This is a genomic window from Candidatus Seribacter sulfatis, from assembly GCF_964187635.1.
GTDB lineage: Bacteria > Verrucomicrobiota > Verrucomicrobiia > Opitutales > Seribacteraceae > Seribacter > Seribacter sulfatis.
The window spans coordinates 1-9,089 of record NZ_CAXLMO010000109.1; the positions used below are offsets into that span (position 1 = coordinate 1).

Here is a 9,089-nt window from a genome sequence, read left to right on the forward strand (position 1 = left end):
CGGCATACCTCTTTTGATATGCGCTTTGATGCTTTGAAAATGTTGATGAATGCAATGTCTGGCAGGGAATTGGCCCGTCATGACCGCCACTCGGCTGGGGGTGCATACTGGGCTATTGACGGTGAAATTCGTGAAGTCCATGCCCTCGCCAGCCATTTTATCCAGATGAGGGGTTTGGCAAAAAGTACTGCCATGAATTCCCAGATCTCCGTAACCCCAATCATCGGCGAAGATGAAAATAATGTTGGGTTTAGGCGTTTCATCTGCCGAAACTGAGGTGAAGGTCAGTAAAAGTAGGCCCAGGTATATGAATTTTTTCATATTTATTTGGAGTCGAGAAACGTTTAGAACGGAGCCGGAGACCAATCTGGAATGCCTATTTTTTTAAGTTGCTTGTGATAGCGAATATTGAGCGGAAATTCCTCCTCTTCCAGTCGTGGTAGACCTTCGTTAACCATCCAGGGCAGGGTTGATTGCCACCATTGATCAAACGATTGACTTAGCTTTTGCACGACTTCGGGATTGGTTTCCGCGACATCGGTGAGCTGGTAGGGATCTTTTGAAATATCATATAGCTCCCGGTTGTTGACCAACCGCCAGCGATCGGTTCGGACTGCGCATTTTGCATACACAGCGGTATCTCGCTTACCAGGATTCCAGCGTCCGCAATGAAAGAATAACTCTCGATCCGGCCAATCGGCCTTCGGGTCTTTCAGCAGAGGTAGCAGTGAGCGGCCTTCTAATTCCTGCATCTTCGCCGGTAATTCGGCTCCGGCTAGCTCGGTAAAGGTTTGGTAGATATCGAGATGAGCCGTCAGTGAATCGATATTGACGTTTTCATCGAGCACCCCATGCCACTGCCAAAACATCGGGATATGGGTTCCGCCTTCGTGAGGTGAGTTTTTTGCGCCTCTGAGATTGGCATTAAAGTGACGGATTTTCTCGCCGTTCAGTCTACCCTTGAGATGAGTGGCACCGTTATCGGTCATAAAGATTACCAAGGTGTTTTCCAGGGCTTGCCACTCTTTAAGTTTTGCCACCATCGCACCAAAGTTGTCGTCGATATTTTCGACCATCCCGTAGCGACCAGCAGTCCCTTTGTCGTAGCCCATCTCAATAAATCGCTTGGTATATTTCTCCGGAGCCACCAAAGGTGCGTGTGGAGCGTTTAATGAAATATAGGCAAAATACGGTTTTTGATCGGTGTGCTGCTTTTTAATCCATGCCAAACCGGAATCGAAGAACAAGTCGGTACAGTAGCCTTTGGTCTGAATGATGGTGTCGTTGTGCAGCAGAACATTGTCGAAGTATAGATTCTCTCCGTTCGGTGGGAAATCACCCAGTCGAACCTGCCCGATCCCGCCGGAACCGTGAATCAGGACTTCATCAAAACCACGACTTCCCGGTAGGTACGCCTCTTCATCACCGAGATGCCATTTGCCGAAAATCCCAGTCGTGTAGCCAGCCTTTTGCAATGCTTGTGGAAAGGTATAGGCATCGAGCGCCATGCGTTCCCGCTGGTAGATCGTATGGGTAACCCCATTTTTAAACGGCACACGGCCACTCATCAACGCTGCCCGAGTCGGCGCGCAGGTCGGGCTCACCTGGAAATCGGTGAAGCGGACGGCTTTATCATGAAACTGATCGATATGGGGCGTCTTCACGACTTTATTCCCCATACAGGAGAGATCGCCCATGCCCTGATCATCGGTTATCACCAGGATAATATTGGGACGGGATCCCTTGAGCGTTTCACCATGCGCACCGCAGCAAAGTAGTGCGATACCGGCAATCAATAATTTTCTATAGATTTGGATCATAAACAAAAATACCTCTTCAAAAGTTAGTAGTTGAGCGTGGCTCCTTTCATGGGCTTCTGACGCTCATTCAGCCACCAATCTTTTGGGCCTTCTGCCTCGATATTCTTCCAGACCTTTAGTAGCGCAGTTTTCATTTCCTCCAACTTTTCGGGCATACTGGTGGCGAGATCGTTTTGCTCCCGCCAATCTTTTTGAATTTCGAAAAGCAGAAATTGGGTAAGGGTTTCATCGCCAACAATTTTCCAATCGCCCAGACGTAACGCGACTCGATCGGCTGCCTGCGAAACGTGAGTCCTCCAGAAAAGTGGTATTTTGCGAGTTAAATCTTTACCTTGGAAAGCAGGAAGCATGCTCACCCCGTCGATGGTGCGATCGGTAGGTAGAGGGATATCAACGACATCAAGAATGGTTGAAAAAATGTCGGTGCCAATCACCGGCACATCGTTAGTAGTTCCGGCCGGAATATGCCCCGGCCAGCGAGCGATACCGGGCACCCTGATACCGCCTTCATGACTACTCCGCTTGCCCCCTCGCAAGCCACCGGTCGTCCCGCCAAACCTGGCGACCGGGCCATTATCGGAAGTGAAAAACAAAAACGTATTCTCACTCACTCCTTCTTTATCGAGCGCTTCCATCACCTGACCGAGAGCGTGATCCAACTGAGTGATATTACCCATATATTTGCTATTTTCATGCCCCTTGTAGAGAGCTTCAAACTGCGGATCGGTCGCGATCGGCGAGTGCGGCTCATGCACCCACACCGATAAAACGAAGGGCTTTGACTGATCCCGTATCTCGCTCAGCCAACGCTCAGCCTCCGACGCGACCAGTTGAGCGGAATAGCCCTCCATCTCCCCCACGGCTTCACCTTTACGGAAGAAATTATCCGGATTCCTGTGACTCGGCTCGGCATTGTTGTGGGTATACATCCAATAATCGTAGCCGTGGTCACCCGGTTGCGGGTAATCCGGGTTATTGAACTGCTGCTTCGAATTAAGATGCCATTTCCCGACATGGCAGGTCTCGTAACCGATTTCCTTCAGCAACTCCGGATAGGTGATCTCGCTGGCCCGGAGGTGGGCCTCGTGATTGCCCGAAAGATGGCGCCAGACACCGTTGCGGTAAGGCGTTCTACCAGTGAGAATAGCGGCACGCGAAGGGGAGCACACACCCGCGGCCGAATAACACTGGGTAAACTTGACTCCCTGCGAGGCCAGCTTGTCGAGGTTGGGAGTCTGGATGAGCGGATGCCCGTAGGTCGCCGAGTCGCCCCAGCCCATGTCGTCCGCAACAAAGACGACGATGTTTGGTTTGTTAGGACGGCTATCTTCAGCAGAGGCAATTTCAGTCAACAGAGATGCAACACATAACGGGAAAACGAATCGAGTTACATAACTGAAAAACGGCATATTATTATTTTGGGAAATATTCATTTATTCCTTCCTTTTTCATTCTTCCAAAGTTTGATGGCAGCCACATCATTCTTCGCATTTAAGCCATCGGTGCTGCGTCCGCGCGAGACATCGTCTTTGAGCTGTGCTAACAGACGTGCCGCAACTTCCAGATTCTTCTCATAGAGATTCGTCGTTTCAGCTGGATCCTGTTCCAAGTCATAGAGCTGACCCTTTAGTGCGTCGGACACTTTAGACATCTCTTTCTCATTCGGCAGAGTCCAGCCACCAGATCCTTTTGCCAAGAGGAGCTTCCACTTGCCCTGACGATAAGCGAAGTGCCCACTCACGCTGTGGTTTACAATTCCTTTGCGTGAGAATTCAACTGGCTTTCCTTTGAAGATTGGCAAAATACTTTCACTGTCTTCGCCGGCATTTGCAGGTAGTTCCTTGCCAACCAACTCGGCACAGGTCGCGAGCAGGTCTGTCTGGCAGGTAATCACATCCGACCTGCTACCGGCTTTGATGACTGCGGGCCATTTAACCAGAAATGGCACGCGGTGGCCACCTTCCCAAAGATCTGCCTTGGAGCCACGGTATTGAGCACTAGCGAAGTGGCCATGGCCTTCAAGTTGCTTAAAGTTGGCGGCTTTGGAACAACCATTATCACTCGTCACGATGAGCAAAGTATTGCCTGAAAGCCCCTGCGCATCCAGGGCCTGAACAACTTGTCCGACGATGTCGTCGGTCTGCATCATGAAGTCGCCATACTGGCCAATACCACTTTGCCCCTGCCACTTTTGAGAAGGAACTATGGGCGTATGCGGCGATGGCAATGGCATGTAGATGAAGAAAGGCTTGTTGCTCTGATACTCGGATATGAATTGGACTGTTTCCGCCGCAAGTTTGCCCAAAACTTCAATTGCTTCAAAGTCCTCGGTCGCAGGCCCAGGGCGTTTGAACGCTTTGACATGAGTGCCTTCGCCTACCCAGTTACGATCACGGATCCACACATAAGGAGGAAAATCCAGGGACGCGGTAATACCAAACCAGGAATCAAATCCGAGATCGACTGGACCCCCTTGAATGCTGCCTTTCCAATCGATGTTAGAGAGTTGGCCCGAAGGAAATGGGCCCATCTTCAGCTTCTCTCTGATGCCGACAGCAGCTCGGGCTTGCTTACCGTCGATCGTCGCGATGTCCAGCCCCAAGTGCCACTTACCAATCATGGCAGTGGTGTAACCATTGTCACTGAGGAAACGAGGGACGGTCATTCGAGTCGTTGGAATTAGGGGCAAGCCGTAGCCATTGAGCACACCCTCCTGCAACTTTGTGCGCCAATTATAGCGACCAGTGATGATGCCGTAGCGAGTCGGTGTGCAGACTGAGGAGGTTGTGTGTGCATCGGTAAATATCATACCCTCCGCAGCGACGCGGTCCATGTGTGGCGTGGCGATTTTACCCCGCCCTGGATTCAGGCACTGCACATCGCCGTAGCCCATATCATCCGCCAAAATATAGACGATATTTGGTTGTGAATCCGCAAGTAATAAGAGTGGCAGTAACGCAGCCAGTGCACCGACTTTAAAAAGAGAGAAGGGATTTCTATTTTTCACATATCGAATGTTCTAATTGTCGCTATTTTGCGGCCGCAACATCGCTGAATTGCATGAACCCATTCTCATCGATCAGCATGAAGCAGTAGCCAGCGATATTTGCTGGAATCACCGCACTCACACTTGAACCATTTTTGCTTACCTTGGCCGGTAAACGCATTCCCGGGATAAACTCTGCTGTCACCGCATCTTTGCTACCACGTTTGTTTTTCTTTTTGCCAACCGATGGTGCGTCGCAATAAATCACAACCGCTTCCCGAATCATCGGGCCACTCGGTTGGATTGCGAGCTGTGCCTTGCGTGAGGATTTCTTGAAAGAAGCATCTCCGAGCTTAGCGACCGGTTTTTTCTTACCTGCGTAGTTTGGATTCAAATACGGGAGCTCTGCATGATTTGCGACGAGGGCTTGGTCGAGCAGTCCGCTCAGTCGATCTACTATTAAGCTATATTTAGGATTCTTCGCGAGGTCGTAGGTTTCCTCGAAGTCGTTGCGCTGACCGTCTTGGTAGAGTCGATACAGTTCGTAGTCATTCGTGAAGTATCGTTTGTAGAGTTTAAAATCTTTGCTGCGAATGGCTGACTTCATCGAGTCTTTTCCACCATGTGGATAATGCCAGAAAAGGAACTCACGTTCTTTGCCATTTTGATCGAGTACCTGAGTGCTTTTGCCTTTCAATACAGGAGTGATGTCCAAACCACTGAGCTTCGCCTCATCTTCGGCGGAGATCTCGGTGTCGGTCAGAACAAGGAATGTAGGGAAGAAATCGAGCTGATTGATCATGCCATCAAACTGAGTGCCTGCCGGGACTGTAGGACCAGCAATTACCATAGGCACGCGCACGCCGCCTTCTTCTGCATGGGTTTTGCCATATTTAAGCGGCGAATTATCCGAGAGTGTTTCTTTACCATGCCTCGTGGCTCCACCGTTGTCAGAGCTGAAGAAAATATAGGTCGTTTCGTACAGCTTCTTACCTGGGCTGCGAGGATCATCGGTTCTCTCAAGGAAATCGACCACGCGTCCAAGACTCCAGTCCACGCTGGTTACCATGGCGGCAAAGTAAGGGTTCTGTTGTCCAGGCAGGCTCATGTCTCCTGGTTTCGGGGGGAATGGTTGGCCGAGTTTATCGCAGTAATACTCAAGCAGTTCGCCATTGCGCGTCATCGCCGGCCAGTGAACCATCCAATGGCACAGATTCAGGAAGAACGGCTGATCCCCACTTTCAGCAATGAACTTGATCGCGGATTCGGTGACCTCATCGTAGGGATAGGAAATCCCTTCCGGCTTTTTCTCGCTGAATGGTGGAAACTTTTCCTTACTCAAGGGATGCTTGGGATCTTCTGCAGTCGCAAAGCCTTTGGTTCGATCCGGCACACTGCGGTGGATGCCCCGGTCTTCGTTGACGAACTCAAAACCATAGCTCGCCGATGAAAGACCAATATGCCATTTGCCGGAGTGGCCTGTACGGTAGCCGTTCGCCTTCAGCGCATCCGCAATCGTCAGGTGATTTCGATCCAACTGTCCCTCCAGGTAAGGAGGAATCAGACGCTCGGTTTTCTTGGCATCCTTTCTGTTATCTAGCGTGACGTGCGTGAAGCGTGTTTTCGCAGGATGCTGTCCTGTGAGGATCGCAGCACGCGAGGGTGAACAGGTAGGAGCGGGCGAATAAGCCTGAGTAAAGTTCATACCAGACTTTGCAAGCTTCACTAGATTCGGAGTCTCATAGGGAGTTGGTTTATCAACATCATTGAGCGGAGTCGCCTGCCATCCGAGATCATCAATGTAAAAGATAATGATGTTGGGAGTAATCTCTTCAGCCTCTTCCGCTAGAGCTACTAGGGGGAAACAGAGGCAACTGACAAGAGTAAAGGTGGTCGAAAAGATACTCAGAGAAATTGAAGGTAGCTTAGTTTTTAATCTTCTGATGGACTTTCTCATTGAGGTTTAAATTCTAAGTAGTTAAGTTAAATGTTGTCCATTTAAAAAGGGGTATTCAAGCAATGTTTTGCTGCCCAAGCATGCCCTTTTTCTAGAATATTAAGCGTTGAGTTTTCGTACATAACCCAACCATCGTGATTAGATCATTGAGTCGGAACTTGACTCGGTAATATGCGGATTCGGAACGATAAAAAGTTTTCGTTTTTGACTGAGCGGTTTCCTGGAACGTTAAATAATTCTCCGGCAGGCAATGCGAGTGCCTTGCCTAAAAAATAAACTAATATAGAGGCTAACAATTTTTAGTTACTCTATTTCAATATTTTTCATTTCGGATAACTACCTTAATTTTTCTCAATAATTCGTAGGAATCCGATGACTCGGGACATTTTCCTTTCATTCAATTCATGCTTCACCATTGAGACCTTCCATTATCATAAACGCGGATGCTGTGGTTCTTGGGATCCGGTAATACAAAGTGAGTGGTCACGAGTAGTGTGATTGCCGATTATCTTTTCAAAATTTGTATTTCTGTAACCAAGAGTTGGTACGCTAAACACACAAATACTCGTTGCTTACCTGATCATTAGGTCAATCGTTCCCTATGTGTGCGATCATTAAAAATCTCACAATCCCTTATGTTCAAACCTATCCAGAATTACAGGAAAACCAGCCCCACTATCTTCAATAATTTATAAAGATTTATTGATAGAATCCCACCAACAATAGGTTAAATCAACTTAATACTTGGGTGCAAGGGAACGATGTAAAATTGCTCGTCCGTAGCGGAATGGCCAGTGGAGTGAAGTTGGTTTTCTTCACATATGGTAGAAATTATTGACTCAATAGAACTGTTTTTAAAATGATAACTCTTCTTTCTTTCGTAGGCTTCATCGTCTTCAAGAAGGAGGGTAATCTCAAAATTTTCGATAAACTCTTTTTTAGAATGATTGGCATTCTTATCCAGTTCTTTTCGGACTGCACTTTCTAGGTCCCTGAATATTTCTTTCAGGGGAGTATCCTGCCAAGAAATATTATCGAGTTTGATGTTTTCTGGAAGTACTCCAGGAAATCGAAGGTGTAACAATAGTTTCATAGGCAACCTGGCGACTCCCATTTCTAATTGCCCTATTTGAAAGTTTTGTTGCTCAACCAATAAGCTAAGAGCCCATTTGTGCTCGTACTTTTTTTGAAGTGCTTGCTCAAATTCACTTGGGTCCATAGCCACAAAAACAGTCTTATCATGATAGAGCCAGCATCCATCGATATTACGAACGCACTGATCAACTGTTCCTTGGATAGTAAAACCAGACAGACCATTAATAGGAAATGATTGTTGCAGGGCCTGTTCCGAAACCTGCAGCTTGATGTCGTGTGGTTCTAAAATCTCTGCCAGCTTGCTAATACGCTCATTCCTTAAGTTGAAGTGCTCCACTATCTCCTCATCAAACTTAGCTGGTAAAACATAGGGAGCTAACGCAGATTCTAGTTTCTTCAGGCGCTCTGTTTCATGGGCGGGAATAGCCGGTGAACAAGAAAAGGAACCAATGAGCATAAATGCTATGAGCAATCGGACAATGGGTGAGTTCATACTCTGGAGTCTAGTAATACCGACCACTCAGTAAAGGCTTATCGTCCAACTCACTTTTTGCCAGGGTCTGCTTGAATATCCCTATGGTAAAAGACGCCGATGACCCGGGTCGTTTTCCCTTTCAATGTTGGAAATTTGCCACCTGGATTGCCGTCTCTATCCATCATGTTGGCGGTGATGACATATCTTCCCAACTCCGGGATGTAGGCGATATCGGGATCATGGATACGGTAATTATCCCAATGGTTCACTTCTTCAGAGCGTGGGGTGATGGCCTTGCCCACATACTCGAAGGGCTGATTGATATCCTTGGATCTCCAGGCCACCACCTTGTAAGGACTGCCCTTGGATTCGCGATCGCAAAAGATGTAATAAGTTCCATGGATCTTCTCAATGGTGGCATCTCCCACGCCATATTTGTGCCCGCCATCGGGGTTGGGATCGACCGCCTTGGCGTTGATCAATTTCCAGTCTCCTAAGCCGGTGGTGGAGGTGAAGTGGGCCAGGCTGGTGCCATCCGGCCCGTGCGGGAAGTGCCCATGCTCGCCGAACATGTGGAACACACCGTCTTCATAATAGATGCCGATGTCATCGCACTGCTTACTTGGAAAAGTGCCGGCGGCTTTCCATTTGCCACTGGCTTTTTCGAGCGGGCCAGAGAAGGTGTAAACAATTCCCTCTTCGTAGAGGTAGTAGGTCCCATCAACTTTCACCCCGTCATCGTATTCATAGTGTTTA

At 48.4% G+C, this 9,089-nt stretch carries 7 protein-coding genes; all 7 read right to left on the reverse strand.

Going from position 1 to position 9,089, the window contains the following annotated elements; genetic code table 11:
- Nucleotides 1-321: sulfatase family protein (locus ACKPQ5_RS10050; RefSeq protein ID WP_407678975.1), on the reverse strand; the 321-nt coding region annotated here is incomplete at its 3' end.
- 23 nt (nt 322-344) lie between these two features.
- Entirely contained in the window at nt 345-1,820 is a 1,476-nt protein-coding gene (locus ACKPQ5_RS10055) for an arylsulfatase (protein WP_407678976.1), read from the reverse strand.
- A gap of 23 nt (nt 1,821-1,843) precedes the next feature.
- Nucleotides 1,844-3,253, reverse strand: a complete 1,410-nt coding sequence (locus ACKPQ5_RS10060; protein ID WP_407678977.1) for a sulfatase-like hydrolase/transferase — start codon at nt 3,251-3,253, stop codon at nt 1,844-1,846.
- Nucleotides 3,250-4,827 (reverse strand): sulfatase family protein, encoded by a 1,578-nt coding sequence (locus ACKPQ5_RS10065; protein WP_407678978.1) that lies wholly within the window; start codon nt 4,825-4,827, stop codon nt 3,250-3,252. The genes ACKPQ5_RS10060 and ACKPQ5_RS10065 overlap by 4 nt, the downstream gene beginning before the upstream one ends.
- Before the next feature lie 22 nt (nt 4,828-4,849).
- Nucleotides 4,850-6,763: a sulfatase gene (locus ACKPQ5_RS10070; protein ID WP_407678979.1), complete on the reverse strand. Its 1,914-nt coding sequence runs from the start codon at nt 6,761-6,763 to the stop codon at nt 4,850-4,852.
- Between the two features lie 727 nt (nt 6,764-7,490).
- Nucleotides 7,491-8,351 carry a hypothetical protein gene (locus tag ACKPQ5_RS10075; RefSeq protein WP_407678980.1) on the reverse strand — a complete coding sequence of 287 codons (861 nt, stop codon included), beginning with the start codon at nt 8,349-8,351 and terminating at the stop codon, nt 7,491-7,493.
- Between the two features lie 50 nt (nt 8,352-8,401).
- Nucleotides 8,402-9,089, reverse strand: a 688-nt coding sequence (locus tag ACKPQ5_RS10080; protein ID WP_407678981.1) for a hypothetical protein, incomplete at its 5' end; no start/stop codon positions are given.

What these genes read in the sequence shown, in the direction of transcription:
- ACKPQ5_RS10055 (WP_407678976.1), bottom strand. Translation starts at nt 1,820, where the DNA reads ATGATCCAAATCTATAGAAAATTATTGATTGCCGGTATCGCACTACTT.
- ACKPQ5_RS10060 (WP_407678977.1), bottom strand. Translation starts at nt 3,253, where the DNA reads ATGAATATTTCCCAAAATAATAATATGCCGTTTTTCAGTTATGTAACT.
- ACKPQ5_RS10070 (WP_407678979.1), bottom strand. Translation starts at nt 6,763, where the DNA reads ATGAGAAAGTCCATCAGAAGATTAAAAACTAAGCTACCTTCAATTTCT.
- ACKPQ5_RS10075 (WP_407678980.1), bottom strand. Translation starts at nt 8,351, where the DNA reads ATGAACTCACCCATTGTCCGATTGCTCATAGCATTTATGCTCATTGGT.